General features: G+C 71.9%; 20 protein-coding genes. 14 read left to right on the top strand and 6 right to left on the bottom strand.

Going from position 1 to position 19,363, the window contains the following annotated elements:
* The first annotated feature begins 48 nt into the window (after nt 1–48).
* From AB0J71_RS18390 to AB0J71_RS18370, 5 genes are read left to right on the top strand one after another with little or no spacing between them, the layout of a single operon-like run.
* On the top strand, nt 49–1,656 hold the full coding sequence (locus AB0J71_RS18390; RefSeq protein WP_364415100.1) for an ABC transporter ATP-binding protein: 1,608 nt from the start codon (nt 49–51) through the stop codon (nt 1,654–1,656).
* A complete protein-coding gene (locus AB0J71_RS18385; protein ID WP_364415098.1) occupies nt 1,656–2,798 on the top strand; it encodes an ABC transporter permease in 1,143 nt (380 codons plus the stop codon). Before AB0J71_RS18390 ends, AB0J71_RS18385 begins: the two co-directional genes overlap by 1 nt.
* On the top strand, nt 2,795–4,084 hold the full coding sequence (locus tag AB0J71_RS18380) for an ABC transporter permease (protein WP_352324862.1): 1,290 nt from the start codon (nt 2,795–2,797) through the stop codon (nt 4,082–4,084). The genes AB0J71_RS18385 and AB0J71_RS18380 overlap by 4 nt, the downstream gene beginning before the upstream one ends.
* Entirely contained in the window at nt 4,081–4,476 is a 396-nt protein-coding gene (locus AB0J71_RS18375) for a cytidine deaminase (RefSeq protein WP_352324863.1), read from the top strand. Before AB0J71_RS18380 ends, AB0J71_RS18375 begins: the two co-directional genes overlap by 4 nt.
* A gap of 2 nt (nt 4,477–4,478) precedes the next feature.
* A complete protein-coding gene (locus AB0J71_RS18370) occupies nt 4,479–5,750 on the top strand; it encodes a thymidine phosphorylase (RefSeq protein WP_352324864.1) in 1,272 nt (423 codons plus the stop codon).
* A gap of 79 nt (nt 5,751–5,829) precedes the next feature.
* On the opposite strand, the gene AB0J71_RS18365 is transcribed toward AB0J71_RS18370, so the two are convergent.
* Entirely contained in the window at nt 5,830–6,225 is a 396-nt protein-coding gene (locus AB0J71_RS18365) for a MarR family transcriptional regulator (protein ID WP_352324865.1), read from the bottom strand.
* Nucleotides 6,226–6,360: 135 nt separating this feature from the next.
* Here AB0J71_RS18365 and AB0J71_RS18360 point away from each other — a divergent pair, with 135 nt between their 5' ends.
* Nucleotides 6,361–7,719, top strand: a complete 1,359-nt coding sequence (locus AB0J71_RS18360) for an MFS transporter (protein ID WP_352324866.1) — start codon at nt 6,361–6,363, stop codon at nt 7,717–7,719.
* 66 nt (nt 7,720–7,785) lie between these two features.
* Here the strand turns inward: AB0J71_RS18360 and AB0J71_RS18355 are convergent, their stop codons facing one another.
* Nucleotides 7,786–9,540 carry a hypothetical protein gene (locus AB0J71_RS18355; RefSeq protein WP_364415096.1) on the bottom strand — a complete coding sequence of 585 codons (1,755 nt, stop codon included), beginning with the start codon at nt 9,538–9,540 and terminating at the stop codon, nt 7,786–7,788.
* 124 nt (nt 9,541–9,664) lie between these two features.
* On the opposite strand from AB0J71_RS18355, the gene AB0J71_RS18350 reads away from it, so the two are divergent.
* The 4 genes from AB0J71_RS18350 to AB0J71_RS18335 all read left to right on the top strand — a co-directional run bounded on the left by AB0J71_RS18350 (nt 9,665) and on the right by AB0J71_RS18335 (nt 12,448).
* A complete protein-coding gene (locus AB0J71_RS18350) occupies nt 9,665–10,267 on the top strand; it encodes a hypothetical protein (RefSeq protein ID WP_364415094.1) in 603 nt (200 codons plus the stop codon).
* A 5-nt stretch (nt 10,268–10,272) separates the two neighbouring features.
* On the top strand, nt 10,273–10,623 hold the full coding sequence (locus tag AB0J71_RS18345) for a cupin domain-containing protein (RefSeq protein ID WP_352324870.1): 351 nt from the start codon (nt 10,273–10,275) through the stop codon (nt 10,621–10,623).
* Nucleotides 10,624–10,742: 119 nt separating this feature from the next.
* Nucleotides 10,743–11,816, top strand: a complete 1,074-nt coding sequence (locus AB0J71_RS18340; RefSeq protein ID WP_352324872.1) for an adenosine deaminase — start codon at nt 10,743–10,745, stop codon at nt 11,814–11,816.
* On the top strand, nt 11,813–12,448 hold the full coding sequence (locus tag AB0J71_RS18335) for a PH domain-containing protein (protein ID WP_364415092.1): 636 nt from the start codon (nt 11,813–11,815) through the stop codon (nt 12,446–12,448). Before AB0J71_RS18340 ends, AB0J71_RS18335 begins: the two co-directional genes overlap by 4 nt.
* A 62-nt stretch (nt 12,449–12,510) precedes the next feature.
* Here the strand turns inward: AB0J71_RS18335 and AB0J71_RS18330 are convergent, their stop codons facing one another.
* Genes AB0J71_RS18330 through AB0J71_RS18320 form a run of 3 tightly spaced genes read right to left on the bottom strand, consistent with a single transcriptional unit; the run spans nt 12,511 to nt 15,360 of the window.
* Nucleotides 12,511–13,239, bottom strand: coding sequence for an enoyl-CoA hydratase/isomerase family protein (locus tag AB0J71_RS18330; protein WP_352324874.1), 729 nt, complete (start codon nt 13,237–13,239; stop codon nt 12,511–12,513).
* Entirely contained in the window at nt 13,236–14,723 is a 1,488-nt protein-coding gene (locus AB0J71_RS18325; protein ID WP_364415091.1) for an AMP-binding protein, read from the bottom strand. The genes AB0J71_RS18330 and AB0J71_RS18325 overlap by 4 nt, the downstream gene beginning before the upstream one ends.
* On the bottom strand, nt 14,683–15,360 hold the full coding sequence (locus AB0J71_RS18320) for a TetR/AcrR family transcriptional regulator (RefSeq protein WP_352324876.1): 678 nt from the start codon (nt 15,358–15,360) through the stop codon (nt 14,683–14,685). The genes AB0J71_RS18325 and AB0J71_RS18320 overlap by 41 nt, the downstream gene beginning before the upstream one ends.
* A gap of 111 nt (nt 15,361–15,471) precedes the next feature.
* Here AB0J71_RS18320 and AB0J71_RS18315 point away from each other — a divergent pair, with 111 nt between their 5' ends.
* From AB0J71_RS18315 to AB0J71_RS18305, 3 genes are read left to right on the top strand one after another with little or no spacing between them, the layout of a single operon-like run.
* The gene (locus tag AB0J71_RS18315; RefSeq protein WP_364415089.1) at nt 15,472–16,290 is read left to right on the top strand and encodes a MerR family transcriptional regulator; all 819 of its coding nucleotides are present in this window, start codon (nt 15,472–15,474) and stop codon (nt 16,288–16,290) included.
* Nucleotides 16,290–16,790 (top strand): sigma factor, encoded by a 501-nt coding sequence (locus AB0J71_RS18310; RefSeq protein WP_364415087.1) that lies wholly within the window; start codon nt 16,290–16,292, stop codon nt 16,788–16,790. Before AB0J71_RS18315 ends, AB0J71_RS18310 begins: the two co-directional genes overlap by 1 nt.
* A gap of 14 nt (nt 16,791–16,804) precedes the next feature.
* Nucleotides 16,805–17,290: a GyrI-like domain-containing protein gene (locus AB0J71_RS18305; protein ID WP_364415085.1), complete on the top strand. Its 486-nt coding sequence runs from the start codon at nt 16,805–16,807 to the stop codon at nt 17,288–17,290.
* Nucleotides 17,291–17,298: 8 nt separating this feature from the next.
* Here the strand turns inward: AB0J71_RS18305 and AB0J71_RS18300 are convergent, their stop codons facing one another.
* A complete protein-coding gene (locus AB0J71_RS18300) occupies nt 17,299–18,804 on the bottom strand; it encodes an MFS transporter (RefSeq protein WP_364415083.1) in 1,506 nt (501 codons plus the stop codon).
* A gap of 157 nt (nt 18,805–18,961) precedes the next feature.
* Here AB0J71_RS18300 and AB0J71_RS18295 point away from each other — a divergent pair, with 157 nt between their 5' ends.
* Nucleotides 18,962–19,330 (top strand): YciI family protein, encoded by a 369-nt coding sequence (locus AB0J71_RS18295; protein ID WP_352324881.1) that lies wholly within the window; start codon nt 18,962–18,964, stop codon nt 19,328–19,330.
* The last annotated feature ends 33 nt before the right edge of the window (nt 19,331–19,363 follow it).

The raw sequence follows: 19,363 nt of genomic DNA, 5'->3' as shown, positions 1-19,363 counted from the left end.
CTTCTGGCTATCCGCCCCGTCCGCCCCCCATGCTCTAGGAGAGGCGAAATGAGCTCGGACACCCTCGCCGCGGTGCAACCCGCCGTAGAGCTGGAGGGCATCACCAAGCGTTTCCCCGGCGTCGTCGCCAACCACGACATCCGCATCACCGTCGAACCCGGCACGGTCCACGCGATCGTCGGGGAGAACGGCGCGGGCAAGTCGACCCTGATGAAGATCCTCTACGGCATGCAGAAGCCGGACGAGGGCACGATCAGGGTCAACGGCCGGGAGGTCAGCTTCCGCACCCCCAGCGACGCCATCGACGTCGGCATCGGCATGGTCCACCAGCACTTCATGCTGGCCGACAACTTCACCGTGCTGGAGAACATCGTCCTCGGCGCCGAGCCCACCAGGGCCGGCCTGCTCGACAGCGGCAGGGCGCGGGCCCGCATCGCCGAGCTGGCCAGCAGCCACGGCCTGCGCGTCGACCCCGACGCGCTGGTGGAGGACCTCGGCGTCGGCGACCGCCAGCGGGTGGAGATCCTCAAGGTCCTCTACCGCGGCGCCCGCATCCTCATCCTCGACGAGCCGACGGCGGTCCTCGTGCCGCAGGAGGTCGAGGAGCTGTTCGAGAACCTGCGCGAGCTCAAGGCCGAGGGCCTGACCGTCATCTTCATCTCGCACAAGCTCGACGAGGTGCTGAACATCGCCGACGCGATCACCGTGATCCGCCGCGGCACCACCGTCGCCAGCGTCCACCCCGCCGAGGTGACCGCCCGCCGGCTCGCCGAGCTGATGGTCGGCAGCGAGCTGCCCACACCGGAGACCCGCGAGTCCACCGTGCGCGAGAGCGTCACGCTGAGCGTGTCGCGGCTGACGATGGAGGCCGACGGCTTCCGTCCCGTCCCCCGGGGCACCTCCGCCGACCTGTACGTCGACAAGCTGCGCGAAGAGGGCAAGCGCCTGATCCTCGACGACGTCTCCTTCGACATCCACGCGGGCCAGATCCTGGGCGTCGCCGGCGTCGAGGGCAACGGGCAGTCGGAGCTGATCGAGGCGATCATGGGCATGCGTCCCGCCCACGGCACGATCACCCTCGGCGGCGTGGACATCAGCGCCTGGTCCACGCTGAGGCGCAGGGAGGCCGGCATCGGCTACATCCCCGAGGACCGTCACCGGCAGGGCCTGCTGCTGGAGGCGTCCCTGTGGGAGAACCGGGTGCTCGGCCACCAGACCAGGCCCCCGGCGCGCAGCGGCATCTGGGTCGACCGCCGCGCCTCCAAGGCCGACACCGAGCGCATCGTCAAGGAGTACGACGTGCGCACCCCCAGCGTGGACACCCTGGCCCTGGCCCTGTCCGGCGGCAACCAGCAGAAGCTGATCGTCGGACGCGAGATGAGCGGCGAGCCCTCGTTCCTCATCGCCGCCCACCCCACCCGCGGCGTGGACGTCGGCGCCCAGGCCGCCATCTGGGACCACCTGCGCAACGCGCGGGCCGCCGGCCTGGCCGTGCTGCTGATCTCGGCCGACCTCGACGAGCTGATCGGCCTGTCCGACACGCTCAGGGTCATCCTGCGCGGCCGGCTCGTGGCCGAACTCGATCCTTCCGACGTCACGCCCGAGCGGCTTGGCGGTTACATGACCGGCGCCATCGCCGGCACTGAGGAGACGTGATGCCCGCCGGGCTCAACCGGGCGCTGCTCACCGTCGCAGGCGCCGTCGTCGCCATCGTCCTGGCGATCGCGATCTCCAGCGTGGCGATCATCGCGGCGGGCGCCAGCCCGATCGACGCGTTCGCCGCCTTCTTCGACTTCGGGTCGACCGAGCGCGTGGTGTCCAACAGCATCGCGACCTTCCTCAACAGGGCGGTGCCGCTGTTCATCGCGGGTCTCGCGGTGGCGGTCGGCTTCCGCATGAACCTCTTCAACATCGGCGTCGAGGGCCAGTACCGGATCGCGGCCATCTGCGCGGCCTTCATCGGCTCGACGTTCACCGCGCCGAAGCCGATCCAGATCCTGGTGATCATCGTCGTCGCGGCGGTCGTGGGCGGCGCGTACGCGCTGATCCCCGCGATCATGAAGGTGACCCGCGGCGTCAACGAGGTCATCTCCACGATCATGCTCAACTACATCGCGATCGCCCTCTCCTCCTACCTGGTCCGCGGCCCGTTCACGGGTGAGCGGGCCGCCGGCCAGCTCACCACGACCACGCCGCAGCTGCCCGAGTCGGCCATGTTCCCCAACCTGAACTTCGTCTTCGACTGGTTCGGGCTGCCGGCGCCCACCCGCGGCGGCGGCGTGTGGGGCTTCCTGCTCGTGGCCGCCGTGCTCGGCATGGTGGTCTGGGTCGTGCTGGAGCGCACCCGCTTCGGCTTCAACGTCAAGGCCAGCGGGCTCAACGGGCCGGCCGCCTTCGCCTCGGGCGTCAACCCGAAGAAGATGGTCATCGCGGCCATGGTGCTGTCCGGCGCGATCGCGGGGCTCATCGGCCTGCCCGAGATCCTCGGCGACAAGGGCGCCTTCAACTCCAACTTCACCGCCGGTCTCGGCTTCCTCGGCATCGCGGTGGCGCTGCTGGGCAGGAACAAGCCCGTCGGCATCGCGATCGCCGCGCTGCTGTTCGCCTTCCTCGACCGGGCGCAGGGCGCGCTGCAGATCGCGGACGTGCCGTCGTCGGTCATCACGATCATCCAGGGCGTCATCGTCCTGCTGGTGGTCATCGCGAACGAGGTGACCAACCGCATCGCCATGCGGCTTGAGGAGCAGCGGGCCGCCCGGCAGCTCGACACGAACAGACCGGTTGAGGTGGCAGCATGAGCAGGGTCGGCAAATACCATCTGGCGCTGCTCGGCGTCGCCGCGCTCATCCTGCTGCTGTCGCTGGTGCGGATCATCTCCGGCCAGGACGACCTGACCTCCTCCGGCACGTTCAACGCGGCGCTGCTGCTCGCGGTGCCGATCGGCCTGGCCGGTCTGGGCGGCCTGTGGGCCGAGCGGGCCGGCGTGGTCAACATCGGCCTCGAAGGCATGATGGTGCTCGGCACCTGGTTCGCCGGCTGGGCCGGATACCAGTGGGGCGCCGTGGCCGCGCTGGTCGCCGGGCTGCTCGGCGGCGCGCTCGGCGGGCTGATCCACGCGATCGCGACCGTCACGTTCGGCGTCGACCACATCATCAGCGGCGTCGCCATCAACCTGCTCGGCCCCGGCATCACCCGCTTCCTGTCCGAGGTCCTCTACGGCGAGGGCACCTCGGCCAGCGCGAAGGGCGCCGGCATCACCACCTCGCCGGCGATCAGCTCGGGTGCGCCCGAGGTGAGCCTGCCCGTGTTGTCGTCCGGTCCCGACCTGCTCGGCAAGCTGGAGAGCACCCACTGGTTCCTGCTCTCCGACCTGGCCGGCATCCTGCGCGGGCTCACCCACGACGTGAACGCGCTGGTCATCCTGGCCGTGCTGCTGCTGCCGGTGACGTACCTGGTGCTCTGGCGCACGTCGTTCGGGCTGCGGCTGCGGTCGGCGGGGGAGAACCCGTGGGCGGCCGAGTCGCTGGGCGTGAACGTCTACCGGATCAAGTATCTGGCGGTCGTCATCTCCGGCGCGTTCGCCGGGCTCGGCGGCGTGTTCCTGGTGTTCGTCTCCAACAAGTACGTCGAGGGCCAGACCCAGGGACGCGGCTTCATCGGCCTGGCGGCCATGATCTTCGGCAACTGGCGGCCCGGCGGGCTCGCGGCCGGCTCGTCCCTGTTCGGCTACGCCAGCGGCCTGCAGCTGCGCAGCTCCGGCGAGACCAACGCGGTCACCACGTTCTTCCTGTTCGGCGCGCTGCTGCTGGTGGTCTACCTCGCGCTGCAGATCCGCAGGCTGGTCGCGCCGAGCCAGCCGGCCGAGATCGTGGCCAGGGGCGTCAAGGACTACACCGTGATCGCCGCCGCGGCGGTGGGCGCGCTCCTGCTGTTCTGGCTCTGGCGGACCGTGGAGACGCTGCCGGGCGAGTTCGTCTTCATCACGCCACACGTGCTCACGCTGCTCGTGCTCCTGGTCGCCTCGCAGCGTCTGCGGATGCCGAAGGCCGACGGCGTACGCTTCCGTCGGGGGGATCAACATTGAACATCGATTGGGACGGCCTGCGCGCCGAGGCCGCGACGGCCATGCGCAACGCCTACGCGCCGTACTCCAAGTTCCCGGTGGGGGCGGCGGCGGTCGTCGACGACGGCCGGATCGTCACCGGCTGCAACGTCGAGAACGCCTCGTACGGGCTCGGCCTGTGCGCCGAGTGCGGCCTGGTGTCGGCGCTGCAGATGTCGGGCGGCGGCCGGCTGGTGGCCTTCACCTGCGTGGACGGCCACGGCGAGCTGCTCATGCCGTGCGGGCGCTGCCGTCAGCTCCTGTACGAGTTCGGCGGGGAGAACCTGCTGGTCGAGACCGTCGACGGCCCCAAGCGCATGGCGCAGATCCTGCCGTACGCGTTCGGCCCCGACGACCTCAGCAGGAGCTCGTGACCATGGACGCCATCGAGGTCATCCGCGCCAAGCGCGACGGCGGCGAGCTCACCACCGCCCAGATCGACTGGGTGATCGCCGCCTACACCCGCGGTGACGTGGCCGACGAGCAGATGTCCGCCCTGGCCATGGCCATCCTGCTCAACGGCATGAACCGGCGCGAGATCGCCGACTGGACGCAGGCCATGATCCGGTCAGGCGAGCGCATGGACTGGTCGATGCTCGACCGGCCCACGGCCGACAAGCACTCCACGGGCGGCGTCGGCGACAAGATCACGCTGCCGCTGGCGCCGCTGGTGGCCGCGTGCGGGGCGTACGTGCCGCAGCTGTCCGGGCGCGGGCTCGGGCACACCGGCGGCACCCTGGACAAGCTGGAGTCCGTCCCGGGCTGGCTGGCCTCGCTCTCCAACGACCAGATGCTGCACGTCCTGCGCACGGCGGGCGCGGTGGTCTGCGCGGCGGGCTCCGGGCTGGCCCCGGCCGACAAGAAGCTCTACGCGCTGCGCGACGTCACCGGCACGGTCGAGTCGATCCCGCTGATCGCCTCGTCGATCATGTCGAAGAAGATCGCCGAGGGCACCGGCTCGCTGGTGCTCGACGTGAAGGTGGGCTCCGGGGCGTTCATGAAGACGACCGAGAGCGCCCGCGAGCTGGCCGAGACCATGGTCGCGCTCGGGAGCGACGCGGGCGTGCGCACGGTCGCCCTGCTGACGGCCATGGACCGGCCGCTCGGCCGGGCGGTGGGCAACGCGCTGGAGGTCGAGGAGTCGATCGAGGTGCTGGCCGGCGGCGGGCCGTCCGACGTGGTCGAGCTGACCGTACGGCTGGCGCGCGAGATGCTGGCGGCGGCCGGGGTCTCCGGCAAGGACCCGGCCGACGCGCTGCGCGACGGCTCGGCCATGGACGCGTGGCGGCGGATGATCTCCGCCCAGGGCGGCAATCCCGATGCGGTCCTGCCGCGGGCGGCCGAGAGCATGACGGTGGCGGCGCCGTCGTCCGGCGTGCTGGCCCACCTCGACGCGTACGCAGTGGGGCTGGCCGCCTGGCGGCTCGGCGCCGGACGGGCGCGCAAGGAGGACCCGGTGTCGTTCGGGGCCGGGATCGTGCTGCACGCCAAGCCCGGCGACCTGGTGCGCGAGGGCCAGCCGCTGCTGACGTTGCACGCCGACGAGACGGCCAGGTTCGAGCGGGCGCTGGACGCGCTGGACGGCGGCTACGAGGTCGCCGAGTCGGGGCGCGAGCTGCTGCCCCTGGTCATCGACCGCATCGGCTGACCACCGGAAGCACTTCTGCGCGGCGGCCGGACCCCTGCCCGGGGACGGCCGCCGCCGCTTCTCCCCGGCCGCGTACCGGCTAGGTGGTGACGGCGGGGACCTCGGGCACGTCGGTGAAGACGCCCGCGAGCACGGCGCGCTGCGTGGGCAGCGCCTCGGTGTACCGGGCGCGCCCCTCGTCGGTGATGCAGACGAACACGCCCCGGCGGTCGGAGTCGCACGTGCCGCGGGTGACGAGCCCGCTCTTCTCCAGCCTGGCCACGACCCTGGACAGGGCGCTCTGGCTCAGGTGGACCTCTTCGCAGAGCTCCTGGATGCGCAGCTTCCTGTCGTGGTGGACGATCCGGTCGAGCACCTCGAACTCGCTGGGCCCGAGCCCGTGCTGCTCGCCCAGCTCCCGTTCCAGCGCGCACATGGCCTTCGCGTGTTTGGCCAGGACGTAATGCCAGGTCTCGACCACGAACTCCTCGTCCATGTCGCGGAGGTTACCATCTCGAGAAGATTCATGCAACGGCATTAAATGCACTTGCATTAGATGCTGGTGCATGTATTGTTCTGACCCATGTCCTCTTCCTCATCCCGTTGGGGCGCGCTCGCCGTGCTCTGTGCAGTGATCTTCCTTGACGCCCTTGACGTCTCCATGGTCGGTGTCGCCCTGCCGGCCATCCAGCACGATCTGGGCCTCAGCACGTCTTCCCTGCAGTGGGTGGTCAGCGGCTACGTGCTCGGCTACGGCGGTCTTCTGTTGCTCGGGGGCAGGACCGCCGACCTGCTCGGGCGGCGCAGGGTGTTCCTGGTCGCTCTGGGCGTCTTCGCCGTCGCGTCGTTGCTGGGTGGTGTCGTGGACGACGGGGGCCTGCTGATCGCCGCCCGGTTCGTCAAGGGTGTGGCCGCCGCGTTCACCGCGCCCGCCGCTTTGTCGATCATCACCACCACGTTTCCCGAGGGCCCGGAGCGCAACAAGGCGTTGAGCATCTTCACCGCCTGCGGCGCGAGCGGCTACTCGCTCGGCCTCGTGCTCTCCGGCCTGCTGACCGAGATCGGCTGGCGGTGGACGCTCCTCATGCCGGTGCCGGTCGCGGTCATCGCGCTGGTCGCCGCGTTGGCGGTGCTGCCGAAGGGCCGGGAGGAGCGGGCCGAGGGCGGCCACGACCTCGTCGGCGCCGTGCTGATCACCGCCTCGATGCTGCTGCTGGTCTTCACCGTCGTGCAGGCTCCCGAGGCCGGTTGGGCCTCGTTCCAGACGATCGGCTCGCTGGTGGCCGTCGCGGTGCTGCTCGGCCTGTTCGTCTTCACCGAGCTGCGGATGAAGCACCCGCTGGTGCGGCTCGGCATCCTGCGCTCGGGGCACATCGTCCGGGCCAACCTGGGGCTGCTCATCCTGATGGGCTCGTACGTGGCCTTCCAGTTCGTGGCCATGCAGTACTTCCAGAACCTGCTCCACTGGTCGGCGCTCGGCACCGCCCTGGCGTTCCTGCCCGCCGGCCTGCTCGTCGCGGTCAGCTCGACCAAGATGGGCGACTTCGCCGACAGGTTCGGCACCGGCAAGCTGATCGTCATCGGCGCCGCGGCCCTGGCCGGCGGTTACGCGATCTTCCTGGGCATCGACGAGACGCCGAGCCTGGGCGGCATGGTGCTCCCCGGCATGGTCCTGCTGGGCATCGCGTTCGCTCTGTCCTTCCCCTCGCTGAACATCCAGGCCACCACCGGCGTGGACGACGACGAGCAGGGCCTGGCCTCCGGGCTGCTCAACACCTCCGGCCAGGTCGGCGGCGCGATCGTGCTGGCCGTGGTGACCGCCGTGCTGACCTCCGGCGGCGAGACGCTGTCGATCGGCGCGCTGCGCTCGGCGATCGTGGTCGCGCTGGTGCTGGCCCTGGTCGGGCTGGTGATCTCGGCCACCGGGCTGCGCTCGCGCAAGGCCGCCGCGGTCGAGGCGGCGGACGCGAAGGTCTTCGAGACCGTCTGACCTGCCTGTGATCGGGAAGAGGGTTCCGCCGGGGGCGGGGCCCTCTTCCTCGTTTCTCCAGGTTCCTCATTTCTCCAGGGCGCCGAGCGGGTCGGAGTAGTCGATCCACTCCGTCGCCGAGTCGCCGAGGTCGGCGCTCTCGCCGGTGCGGACGTCCACCTGGACCAGGTGGACGTCCTCCTCGTCCCACAGGCGCACGAGGACCTTGTCGCGGCTCAGCCAGCGCTCCACCCTGATCACTTCGAGGCCGTCGGCGTCCAGGCGGGGGCGGGGGCCGGTGACGCGGCCGGTGCGGGCGTCCATGGTGACCAGCCGGTCGTCGGCCGTCACCAGGGCCAGGGAGCGGCCGTCCGGGGCGAGCGCGGCGCCGTGCTCGATGAGGGCGGGGTCGATCCGGAAGCCCTTCGTACGGGTGCCCGCGCCGTCCAGCCGCAGCGTGCTGACGGAGGCGTGGCCGGGGACGCTGCCGGTGTCCCGGCGTTCGGCGACCACGCGGGTGCCGTCGTCGTGGACGGCCAGGATCTCGACGTCCGCGCCGCGTACCGTGCGGGTCGCGCCCGTGCGGAAGTCGAGCACCGCGCTGTCGTCCGCGTCGCCGAAGGACAGCGCGAAGTAGCGGCCGTCCCGGGACGAGCTGATGTGCGCCTCGCCGTCCCCGGCCGTGGCGTCGATGCGCTTGACCACGCCCGTGGGCAGGTCGTGGACCAGGTAACGGCCCTGCGGGTTCTGGTAGACGAGCCGGTGTCCGTCCTGGCTGAGGGCCAGCGGCATGGACTCGCCGGTGGCCGGGTCGTAGCCGGCCCGCGCGTCCGGCAGCCGCCACTCCGCGCCCGACCTGGTCGTGAGCACCCATTGACCGCAGGGTTGCGGGTCGTGGACGTCGGCCTCGGCGTCGCGGCAGTAACCCGTGTAGGCGAAGCGGACCGGGTCGGGGAGCGCGGCGGGCAGCGGGTCGCGGATCTCCTGGGCGGGGGCCCGCGTCCCGGGAGCGAAGGGGGAGCGGTCCGTCGCCTCGTCCATGCGGTCGGCCACCGCGGACAGCCCCGCGACGATCGCCGTGACCATCGCGGCGACCAGGCCGAGGGAGGCGAGCGTCCACACCGACGCCCGGATCCGGCGCCGCGCCGTGACCCGGCGCAGGACGGTCTCGGCGAGGCCGGCGACGTCGGCGCGCGGCATCCCGGCGGCCAGCCCGAGCAGGGCGGCCCGCAGGGCCGGATCCCCGGGGGCGGCGTCGTGAATGCCCGCCGTCGGGGCGGGCGGCTCGGGAGCGGGGCCGAGCGTCCAGGGGGAGGTGGGTTCGGGAGCGGGGCCGAGCGTCCAGGGGAAGAGGGACATCGCGCCGTTCCCCGGCTGGTCGCCGTCCTCGGTCGGGGTCGCGAGGTCCTTCGGCAAGTCCGGGGGGTTCTCGAACAGGGTCGGGTGGGTGGCGCGGAGCTGGGTGCGGGCCCGTCGCAGCTCGTCGTCCAGCGCGCCGGTCCACAGGCCGGTGACCTGGGCCGCGTGCGGCAGGCTGAGCCCGTCGTGGAAGGTGGCGACGACGGCCGCGCGGGTCCGCGGGGCGAGCCCGGCGAGGAGATGGCCCTCCGGGAGCGGCCAGGGCGCGCCCGTCGCGCCCAGGAACCGCCCGTAGAGGTCGCGCAGCACCGCGTCGGCCGGGCGGTGGTAGCGGATCGCGGACCACCGGCGGCAGGACGCGACGAGGGCCGCGGTGGCCAGCTCGCGCGCCTTGTCCGCGTCGCCCGTCAGCAGGTAGGCCGTGCGAGCGAAAGAAGGCCCATAAGACGTCAGAAATGCTGATAAGTCGTGGGATTTGCTCACTTGTATGACTCCTTGGAGGTTGATCAGCGTAGAGGCAGTCCCGGCTCCGCGGAAGTGCCGGGGAAACCCGCTCCGATCCGCCGCCGAGCCGCTTGCAGGCCCGTGGGCTGGGCATCTACCGGGCATGCGCCCGTCATCCCCGGCCGGCGACCGGTCGTCGCGCCTTCGGCTCGCCGTCCCGCTCGCCTGCCTCGCCGTCCTGACCGCGTGCGGCACCTCCTCGCAGACCGCCCGGCTGGACACCCCCGCGGACACCGGTCCCGGCACCGCCACGCCCCGCAGCGCCCCCTCGGACGTCCCCACCAGCACCGCCGAGGTGGACGTCGAGCGCGACGGCCTCGACCCGGCCGTGGTGACCGGCGTCCGGTACGCGACCCACGACGGCTACGACCGGATGGTGATCGACCTCAAGGGCGACATCCCCGGATACAAGGTGAAATGGGTCGACGAATTCCTCCAGGACGGCTCCGGCGAGCCCATGGGCGTCCAGGGCGGCGCGTACCTGCAGCTCACCCTCTTCCCCGCCAACGCCCACGACGACGACGGCTACCCCACCTGGAAGGGCGGGCCCGTCTACCGGGCCGGTCTCAGGAACGTCTCCCACGTCGTCAGGACCGGCGACTTCGAGGGGCGCGTGGGCGTCGGCCTGGCGCTGGCCCGCCGGGCCGGCTTCCGGGTGAAGGAGCAGTCCGCGCCGAGCCGGCTGGTGCTCGACGTGGCACACTGAAGCCCGTGGTGAGAAAGATCGAGGGCCCTACCCGCATCCCCGTCCCCGGCGGCAAGATCATCGATGAGCACGTGGGGCGCGTCAACAGCGGCGACGAGCAGGTCTCGATCGCCCACATGACCGCCCCGCCCGGCTGGGCCGAGCCCGCCCAGACCCCGTCGTTCACCGAGTACACCGTGGTCCTGCGCGGCAGCCTGCTCGTCGAGCACGACGGCGGCACGGTCGAGGTGGGCGCCGGCCAGTCGGTGGTGACGTCGCCGGGGGAGAAGGTGCGCTACAGCGTGGGCCCCGACGGCGCCGAGTACGTCGCCGTGTGCCTGCCCGCCTTCACGCCGGAGAGCGCCGGCCGCGACTGACCGGCCCCGACTGACCGGTCGCCACTGACGTGGCGTGCCTCACGGGTGTGCCGGGAGGGTTGTCCACAGGCGGGCGCGACGTGTGCGGCGGCGGAGGAGTGTGCTCATATCATGGCCAGATGAGCCCCACGCTTGACAAGATCCGGCAGGCTCCCAAGGTGTTGTTGCACGATCACCTCGACGGCGGGCTGCGCGCCGAGACGATCGTCGAGCTGGCACGGGAGATCGACTACGGGCGGCTGCCCTCCACCGACCCCGACAATCTGCGCCTCTGGTTCGAGGAGGCCGCCGACTCCGGCTCGCTGGAGCGCTACCTGGAGACCTTCGACCACACGGTCGCGGTCATGCAGACCCGCGAGTCCCTGGTCCGGGTGGCCGCCGAGTGCGCCCGCGACCTCGCCGACGACGGCGTGGTCTACGCCGAGGTGCGCTTCGCGCCCGAGCAGCACACCACCATGGGGCTGAGCCTCGACCAGGTGGTGGAGGCGGTGCTCGAAGGGTTCACGCTGGGTTCGCAGGGGCGCGGCATCCGGGTCGGCACGCTGCTGACCGCGATGCGCCACATGGCGCGCTCGATGGAGATCGCCGAGCTGGCCGTGCGCTATCGCGACGTCGGCGTCGTGGGGTTCGACATCGCCGGGGCCGAGGCCGGCTACCCGCCCACCCGGCACCTCGACGCCTTCGAATACCTCCAGCGGGAGAACGCGCACTTCACGATCCATGCCGGCGAGGCGTTCGGGCTGCCGTCGATCTGGCAGGCCATCCAGTGGTGCGGCGCCGACCGGCTGGGCCACGGCGTCCGGATCATCGACGACATCACCGTGGCCGGCGACGGGTCGGCCAAGCTGGGGCGGCTGGCGGCGTACGTGCGCGACAAGCGCATCCCGCTGGAGATGTGCCCCACGTCCAACCTCCAGACCGGGGCCGCCGACTCGATCGCCGAGCACCCCATCGGGCTGCTGCGCAGGCTGCACTTCCGGGTCACCGTCAACACCGACAACCGGCTGATGAGCTCGACGAGCGTGTCCGCCGAGTTCGCCAAGCTGGTCGAGGCGTTCGGCTACGGCTGGGACGACCTGCAGTGGTTCACGGTCAACGCGATGAAGTCGGCCTTCCTCCCGTTCGACGAGCGGCTGGCGCTGATCAACGGCGTGATCAAGCCGGGGTTCGCGCAGATCAAGTGGCAGCCGTGAAACACACCTACCGGTCCAAGACCGGGTTCGTGCTGGGCTGCGCCTGGCTGGTCTTCGTGGCGTTCAACGTGTGGGACCTGACGGCCCACTACAACGGCAAGCCGTCCATGGTGGCGCTGGCCGTGCTCGGGGCGATGACGGCGCTCGTGTACGCCATCGCGGTCCGGCCCGCCACCGTGGTCGGCGAGGAGGGGCTGCTGGCCCGCAACCCGCTGCGCACGACGTTCCTGCCGTGGGCGTCCGTGGGCGAGGTGACGGTCACCCACTCCATCGCCGTCCGTTACGGCGGCGAGGGCGGCGACGAGCGGGTGCTGCGGTTGTGGACGCCCATGAGCAGCGCCAGAGAGCGGTCCAAGGCGCAGCGGCGCGGGGTGCCCAAGCCCCAGCGGGGTGGCCGGTTCCGGGTCGAGGCCACGGTCAGCAAGGCCGAGCAGGCCGCCGCCGAGGCGTTCACCGGCAAGACCCACGCCGACTTCGTGGGCGACCAGATCCGCGACCGCGCCGAGGCCGCCCACCGCCGCGCGGCCCCGGCGGTCCCGGCGGCACCGGTCAAGGTCACCTGGTCCTACGACTCGATCGCCGTCCTCGTGGTCGCGATCGCCCTGATCATCGCCGCCATCGTCATCGCCTGACCGCCCCCCGGCCCGAAGGCGAGGGCCGCGGGCAGGGGCCGGCAGACGACAGGGCCGGTGGGTCAGGGGGTTCGGCGGGTCAGGAAGCGGGTCATGCCGGCCTGGGCCAGGCCCGCCTGCTCCACCTGCCGGGCGGCCACGGTCTCGGCCTCGAAGGCGCGCTCGACCTCGGCCAGTGGCGGGCGCAGCAGCTCCAGGTGCACGGCGGTGGCGGTGCCCGGCCGGGTCCAGTGGCGCACCCGCGCGATCGCCGCCTCCACCAGCTCCTCGGCGGGCACGAGCTCGTCCAGCAGCCCGGCCGCCAGCGCGTCGGCGGCGCTCAGCCGGGCCGAGTCCAGCACCAGCCGCAGCGCCCGGCCGCCGGCCAGCCGGGGCAGCAGGTGGCTGGCGGCGTTCGAGATCGACAGGCCGAGGTGGTTCTCGGGGAAGAAGTACTCGGCGGCCGGCGTGCCGATGCGGGTGTCGAAGCAGAGCGTCCACTCGGCGGCGCCGCCGACGGCCAGGCCGTTGACCGCGGCCACCACCGGCACCCGGGTCTCCAGCACGGCCCTGGTCATGTCGTGGAACAGCTCGACCTCCGCCTCCAGCGGCCGGCCCGCCGCCTCGGCGATGTCCTCGCCCGCCGAGAACGCCCGGCCGGCGCCGGTCACCACGATGCCCCTGGCGGTGCGGCCGTGCTCGCGGACGGCCGCGGCCAGGTCCTTGCGCATGCCCGCGGTCAGGGCGTTCAGCTTCTCGGGACGGGCGAGGGTGATCAGGGCCACCTCGTCGCGTACGGTCACGTCGATCATGCCGGGTCCTCCGTGGGGATGGCGGGGGCGGCGCGCTGGTCGCGGCCGGGGCGGAGCAGGTGACGCTTCTCGATGCGGGCGGACGGGGTGAGCGTGAACGACTCCACGAACTCCACGTACGCCGGGACCTTGAAGCGGGCCAGGCGTTCCCTGGCGTGGGCGATGACGGCGGCGGCCGTGCGGGCGTCGGCGGCGTGACCGGGGCGGAGCTGGAGGAACGCCTTGGGCAGCTCGCCGAAGAGGTCGTCGGGGATGGGCACCAGGGCCGCGGCCAGGACCGCGGGATGCCCGGCGAGCACGCTCTCGACCTCGGCGCACGAGATGTTCTCACCGCCCCTGCGGACCATGTCCTTCAGCCGCCCGGCGTGCCGGATGCGGCCTCGCGCGTCCCGGACGCCGAGGTCGCCGGTGTGGTACCAGCCGCCGCGGAAGGCGTGCGCGGTGGCCTCGGGGTGGTTCCAGTAGCGGGTCATCATGGGTGTGCCGCGGACCAGGATCTCGCCTGTCTCCTCGTCGAGCCGGACCTCCTTGCCGGGCGGCGGTGTGCCCAGCGCGCCGGTGCCGACGGTGTCGTCGGCGTCCGGGTCGGCCATCAGGTCGCAGCCGCTCTCGGTGGAGCCGTACAGCTCGCGCCAGGGCGCGCCCCAGCGCTCCTCGAACGCCCGGTGCAGGCCGGGGGCGATGCCCGAGCAGAGCACGAGCCGCATCCGGTTGTCGCGGTCGAGGGGGCTCGGCGGCTGCTTGTGCATCAGCAGGGGCATGGTGCCCAGCACGTACGTGAGGGTCGCGCCGTGCTCCCGGACGGCGGGCCAGAAGCCGGAGGCGGAGAAGCGGGGGAGCACCACCTGCGGGATGCCGCCGAGCAGGCAGACCAGGGTGGTCCACTGCGGGTCCATGTACGAGTACGCCTGGGCGATCAGCAGGACGTCGTCGTCGCGCAGGCGGACGAGGTCGGCGACGATGCGGGCGGTCCTGACCCAGTAGTCGTGGGTGAGCAGGCAGGCTTTGGGGAAGCCGGTCGTCCCCGACGTGTACTGAAAATTGGCGACATTGTCCGCGCTGAGGGATATGTCGAGAGGTGGGCCGTCCGTCAGCTCGTCCACGAGGTGCACCACGCCCGGCACGCGCGCGGCGGGCTCCGCGCCGGTCAGGGTGGCGACCGCGCCGGAGTCGCGCAGGACGTGCTCCAGGTCGGCCGCCTGGTACCGCACGTTCACGGGGACGGTGACCGCCCCCGCCTTCAGCACGGCGAACCAGCTCAACGGCCACCACGGCTCGTTGTCCAGCATGACGGCCACCCGGTCGCCGGGGCGCACCCCCTGGGCGGCCAGCGCACGGGCCAGGCGGCCCGAGACGGCGTCGGCCTCGGCGAAGCTCAGCGAGGTCGCCGGGAGGGCGGGTGAGGAAGCGGGGAAACGGAGGAACTCGCGCTCGCCGTACGTGCTAGCGGCGTGCCTCAGCAGGTCGGGGATCGTGGTGTGCATCCGGCGGCTCCCACGGGAAGACGGGCAGCAGGCGTCGATCGAGGGGCGCCACGACCGGGCCGGCGGCGCGTACGGCGGCCAGGCCGATCGTGACGAACTCCGCGCACACCTGCTCCAGCGTCGAGTCCCCGTCGGGGCGGTACCACTCGCTGGTGCCGGTGCACATGGACATGAGGGCGAGACGGGTCAGCTTCTGGTCGGCGACGTGGAAGACGCCCTCGGCGACGCCGTCGGCCAGGGCGCTCTTCCAGTGGCTCTCGTAGGCGTCCCGCAGGGCGATGACCTCGGTGTGGGCGGGAGAGCCGGGGGTCAGGGAGCGGAGCTCGCCGTCCATGACGCGGCTGGTCAGGGGGGTGAGCGCGTGCAGGGCGGTGAGCGAGGTGATCAGCAGGGCGAGGCGGTCGGCGGGACGCGTGGCCCCGGCCAGGACGCGGGCGGTCGAGTCGATCAGTCCTTGCAGGCCGGTCCGCATGAGGTCGGCCAGCAGGGCTTCCTTGCTGTGGACGTGGTGGTAGACGCCGGCGTTGGTCAGGTTCACCGCCCTGGCCAGGTCCCTGATGCCGGTGGCGGCGTAACCCTGCTGGGCGAAGAGCCGCACCGCGGCCGTCCTGATCCGGAGCAGTGGGTCCACGTCCATGGCGACCTAACGAACGTTCGGTTGCTTCTTAGGCTGGAAAATACCCCATGTCCCTAGAAATCGCCATAGGTTGACTCTGACACCGTGTGAGCCCCTACTTCTGGACCGGACATGTTCAGCATCGGAGATTTCGCCCGGCTGGGGCTCGTGTCCGTACGCATGCTCCGCCACTACGACGCCATCGGCCTGCTGCGCCCCGCGCACGTGGACCCGCTCACCGGCTACCGGTCCTACCAGGCCGCGCAACTGGCCAGGCTCAACCGGATCGTCGCCATCAAGGACCTCGGCTTCACGCTGGAACAGGTCCGGACGATCCTGGACGAGAAGGTCAGCACCGAGGAACTGCACGGCATGGTACGGCTGCGCCGCGCCCAGCTGGAGGCCCGGATCAGCGCCGACCTGGCCCGGCTGCGCGGCGTCGAGGCGAGACTCCGCAGCATCGAGACGGAGGGGCACATGAGAACCGCGGAAGTCGTGCTGAAGAAGGTCGACCCGGTCCGGGCCGCGCAGCTCAGCGCCAGGGCGGCCAGCTACGAGAGCAAGGACGTCGGCCCCGTGATCGGGCCGCTGTTCGAGGAGATCTGCGCCCGCGTTGAGCGGGCGGACGTCCGGGTGGTCGGCCCCGGCCTGGCCTACTACCGCCAGGAGGACGACGGCTCGGTCATGGTCCACGCCTGCCTGCCGGTCAACGTGGACCCGGACCCCCGCCACGACTTCGAGATCAGGGACCTGCCCGCGATCGGCACGGCGGCCACGATCATCCACCACGGCCCGATGGAGGCCGCCGGGCCGACCTTCCAGGCGCTGGCCCACTGGATCGAGGAGAACGGCCACCGCTCGCTCGCCCTGGCGAGAGAGGTGTCGCTGCACTGCCCGCAGGACCGCGCGGAATGGGTGCACGAGCTGCAGATCGAGGTGGCCCCGGTCTAGTGGAGGCGAGCGAGCTGGAACACCACCGGGTCGAGCTGACCGGCTACTGCTACCGGATGCTCGGCTCGGGCTTCGAGGCCGAGGACGCGGTGCAGGAGACGTTCGTCAGGGCGTGGCGCACGTACGAGCCGGGGCGGGGGCTGTTGCGTCCGTGGTTGTTCCGGCTCGCCACGTCCGTCTGCCTCGACATGTTGCGCGGGCCGCAGCGGCGGGCGCGGGCGATGGACCTCGGGCCGGCGGCGCGTCCCGGTGATCCGCTCGGCGATCCGCTGCCCGGGGACGCCTGGGTGTGGCCGGCGCCCGACGGGCGCGTGTTGCCGGCCTGGGCGAACGGCTCGCCCGCCTTCGCCCAGTACCGGGACGGGGAGGCGTTCGCCCTGGTAGTCCTGGAGGTCGGCGGCGGGGTCGTCACCGGCGTGACCACTTTTCTCGATCCCCGGCTCGTGCCCGCTTTCGGCCTGCCGATGAGTTTCGGGCAGCCGTTCCGTACTGACAGGTGAAGGAGGACAGACACATGCCACAGATCGTCGAACTGCCCGAGCGTCCCTACCTCGGGATCAGGAAGACCATCACGATGACCAGTTTCGGTCTCGTCGGAGACCGGATCGCCGAGATGATCGGCTGGCTCGCCGAGCGCGGGCACACGATGGCCGGCGCCCCGTTCTTCCGGTACCACAGCATCGACCTGCCGCAGGACCGGCTGGTGGTGGAGGCGGGCGTGCCCGTCACCGAGCCGGTGGAAGGCGAGGGCGAGTTCCACGCGGGCACGCTGCCCGCGGGCCGTTTCGTCACCGAGTCCCACCACGGCCACCCCGACCAGCTCTCCGGCGTCATCGAGTCGGTGCTGACGTGGGCCGCCGAACAGGGCCTGACCTGGGACATGACCGAGAAGGACGGCACCGAGCACTGGGGCTGCCGGCTGGAGCTCTACCAGACGGACCCGCGGGTCGAGCCCGACCTCAACAACTGGGACATCGACCTGCAGTTCCGCCTGGCCTGAGCCGGCCCTCACGCCGCGTTCGCGCGGGGCAGCAGCGAGGTCAGCAGCGCGGCCAGCACGAACAGGGCCGCGCCCGCCAGGCCGATCGCCACGATCCCGTTGAAGAACGCGGCGTGACTGGCCGCCAGCAGCTCGGCGGCCTGCGCCGGGGCGAGCCTTCCGGCCACGGCCGCCGCGCCCGCCAGGGTCTCCCTGGCCGCGTCGGGCACGTGCGCGGGCAGGGCGTGGTGGTAGACGGCCGCGGCGACCGTGCCGAGCAGGGCCAGGCCGAGCGTCCCGCCCAGGAAGTTGCCCGACTCGGCCAGCGAGGCCGCCGACCCGGCCTTCTCCGGCGGCACCGAACCGACCACGATCCCCGTCCCCAGGGCGAACAGCGGGCCGGTGCCCAGCGCCAGCACGGTGATGGCGGTGATCACCACCGGCAGCCCGGCCTCGGCCTGCGTGAGCAGCGCCGCCCCGGCGGCCGACAGCGCCAGGCCGCCCATGACGGCGGCGCGGGGGGCGACGCGGCGGGTCAGGGCCGGGGTCAGCGTGGTCCCCAGCGCGACGCCGAGCCCCATGGGCGCGAACCACAGCGCCGACTGCGCCGGGGTGTACCCCAGCACCGACTGCAGGTACTGGGTGACCAGGAGCCCGGCGCCCGCCATGGCGATGCCCGCCAGCACGAGCGCGGTCAGGATCAGGGTGAGCGGACGCTGGGCGAACAGGCGCAGGTTGAGCAGGGGAGCGTCGAGCGTGAGCTGCCGCCGTACGAACGCCGCCCCGAACGCGAGACCGACCGCGATCGCCGCGAGCGGCACGCCCGGCCCGGCCGACGCCGACGAGGCGGCCAGCTCCTTGACGCCCCAGACCACCGGCAGGATCGCCAGCAACGACAGCGCGACGCTGGCCAGGTCCATGCGCCCGCCGTCCGGGTCGCGGAACTCCGGCAGCAGCAGCACGCCGCCCACGAGCAGCACCGCGATCACGGGGACGGCCATCAGGAACACCGACCCCCACCAGAAGTGCTCCAGCAGCAGCCCGCCGACGACCGGCCCGAGCGCCGCCCCGGCGAACTGGCAGGTGGCCCAGACGGCGATGGCCGTGCCGCGCTGCCGGGCGTCGCGGAACATGTTGGTGATGAGCGCGAGCGTGGAGGGCATGAGCGTGGCGCCGGCGACGCCCAGCACCGTACGGGCGGCGATCAGCATGGCCGGGCTGACCGCGTACGCCGCCACGAGGGAGGCGACGCCGAAGGCCGCCGCGCCGGTCAGCAGGAGCCGGCGGCGGCCGATGCGGTCGCCGAGCCCGCCCATCGTGATCACCAGCCCGGCGACCATGAACCCGTAGATGTCGATGATCCACAACTGCTGGACGGCGCTCGCCCCCAGCTCCACGCTCAGCCGGGGCAGCGCCAGGAACAGCGCGTTGATGTCGACCGCGACGAGCAGAGTGGGCAGGGCGAGCACCGCCAGCCCGGCCCATTCGCGCCGCCCGGCCCTGGGCTCGGCGGCGGTCTCGGTGAGATGCGGCATGTCGGGAGCCTCCTGGTGTCGTCCGTTTCACCAGGAGGTCGGAGCCCGGCTCGCGCGCTCGACGTGCTTTCCGGAAAAGTTTCGCTGGGCATGTCGAGAGGGACGCACCGGCTCCGACCCCAGCACGACGGAACCCGCCGGACCACGAGGAGAGACGATGAAGTTTCTGTTGATCATGCAGGTGAACCAGCAGGTCATGGACACCCTGAGCGAGGAGCAGCGCGAGCTGATCATGAGCGGCCACGGCGCGTTCATGAAGACGATCCAGGAGTCGGGCGAGATGATCGGCACGCAGGCGCTCGGCGACCCGTCCACCAGCGCCGTCGTCCGCACCCGCAACGGCCTGCCGGCCGTGACCGACGGCCCCTTCCTGGAGGCCAAGGAGTACATGGGCGGCTACTACATCGTCGACTGCGAGAGCCGCGAGCGCGCGATCGAGCTGGCCGGGATGATCCCCGACAGCCAGATCGAGGGCCTGGCGATCGAGGTCCGGCCGATCATGTTCTCGGCGGGCGCCGACATGTGACCGGGCGGTGGGCCCGCGGCGCGGGCCCACCGG

The sequence above is a fragment of the Nonomuraea sp. NPDC049637 genome (assembly GCF_040675235.1).
Classification (GTDB): domain Bacteria; phylum Actinomycetota; class Actinomycetes; order Streptosporangiales; family Streptosporangiaceae; genus Nonomuraea.
This window is presented reverse-complemented; position numbering and strand designations above follow the sequence as displayed.